1 protein-coding gene is annotated in these 1616 nt (G+C 67.5%); it reads left to right on the top strand.

All coding sequences use genetic code 11. The features are described from left to right. The first annotated feature begins 269 nt into the window (after window positions 1–269). Window positions 270–1553 (top strand): extracellular solute-binding protein, encoded by a 1284-nt coding sequence (locus tag ACFUEL_RS39490; protein ID WP_380243020.1) that lies wholly within the window; start codon window positions 270–272, stop codon window positions 1551–1553. Window positions 1554–1616: the final 63 nt, after the last annotated feature.

Raw genomic sequence — 1616 nt, 5'->3', positions numbered from 1 at the left:
GCTCCCGGGGGCTCTTCCGTGCCCGCTGACTGCAAGGAGTTTCCGCAAGGCGACGGATGGTCAAGACGCGCGACGGCAACTCTAAGGACACGTGGACGTAACGATCACCTTCACCTTGCAGAAACTTGCTGCAAGGGCTTTCAGCAACGCTTGCCGCGCTGTTACGTTCCTGCTCAAGCCCGGCGGCCGCAACGGCGCAGTCGGCTTCGGACAGCCATTATGCGCCGTCCTCCTCCATCTCGGGCACCCCCACCTTTCTAGGAGTTTCCATGCGGCGTGGCATCGCGGCCTCCGCTCTCGTTGCGGCTCTGGCGGTCACCATGGCGGCTTGCAGCAGCAGCGGCTCCGGCTCGGACGCCAAGGGCGACGGCGGACCGGTCACCATCACCTACTGGGACACCTCGAACGCCACCAACGAGGCTCCCAACTACCAGGAGCTGGTCAAGAAGTTCGAGGCCGCGAACCCGAACATCAAGGTCAACTTCGTCAACGTGCCGTTCGACACGGCGCAGAACAAGCTGCAGACCGCGATGGGCGCCAAGGGCGCGCCGGACGTCTTCCGCTCCGAGGTCGGCTGGACCTCCGCCTTCGCCAAGGCCGGCTACCTGGAGCCGCTGGACGGCACCCCGGCGCTGACCGACGCCTCCGTCTTCCAGCCCTCGCTGATCCAGCAGGCCAAGTACTCGGGCAAGACCTACGGCGTCCCGCTGGTCACCGACACCCTCGCCCTGATGTACAACAAGGAGCTCTTCGCCAAGGCCGGCATCACCGCCGCCCCCACCACCTGGGACGAGCTCAAGGCCGACGCCGCGCAGCTGAAGGAGAAGGCCGGCGTCGACGGCTTCTGGCTGAAGGCCGCGGACGGCTACTACGCCATGCCGTTCCTGTACGGCGAGGGCACCAACATGGTGGACGCCGCCGGCAAGAAGATCACCATCAACTCGCCCGAGGCCGTCAAGGCCATCGACACCTACAAGTCGATGTTCACCGCGCCCGGCACCGTCAAGGCCGACGTCACCACCGACGCCTACGCGCACATGATGGACGCCTTCAACAACGGCAAGGTCGCCGCCATCATCCAGGGCCCGTGGGAGGTCACCAACGTCTACAAGGGCTCCGCGTTCGCCGACAAGAAGAACCTCGGCATCGCGGCCGTCCCGAACGGCTCCACCGGCAAGGGCGGCGCCCCCACCGGCGGCCACAACGTCTCCGTCTACGCCGGCTCCGACAAGGCCCACAAGGAAGCCGCCGAGAAGCTCGCCGCGTTCCTGACCTCCGCCGAGAGCCAGACCTTCCTCGCGCTGAAGAACGGCACCCTGCCCACCCGTAGCGACGCCTACACCGACGAGGTCAAGGCCAACCCCGGCATCGCCGACTTCCAGGCGATCCTGCCCTCCGCCCAGCCGCGCCCCGAGCTGCCCGAGTACGCCTCGCTGTTCGGCTCCTTCGGCACCGCCCTCGGCAAGATCGCCCAGGGCCAGGCGGACACCAAGGCCGGTCTCGACACCACCGCGACCGACTACGCGAAGCTCCTCCCGGACTTCAGCAAGTAATCGGATCGGCCGCCGGGGCCGCGCTCACCGCCGCGGCGCCGAGCACGGGCGTGATGCTGGCCG

The organism is Kitasatospora sp. NPDC057198, from assembly GCF_042670125.1.
GTDB lineage: Bacteria > Actinomycetota > Actinomycetes > Streptomycetales > Streptomycetaceae > Kitasatospora.
This window is presented reverse-complemented; position numbering and strand designations above follow the sequence as displayed.

Excerpts from the sequence above, each read along its gene's own strand:
- ACFUEL_RS39490 (WP_380243020.1), top strand. The coding sequence starts at position 270 with ATGCGGCGTGGCATCGCGGCCTCCGCTCTCGTTGCGGCTCTGGCGGTC.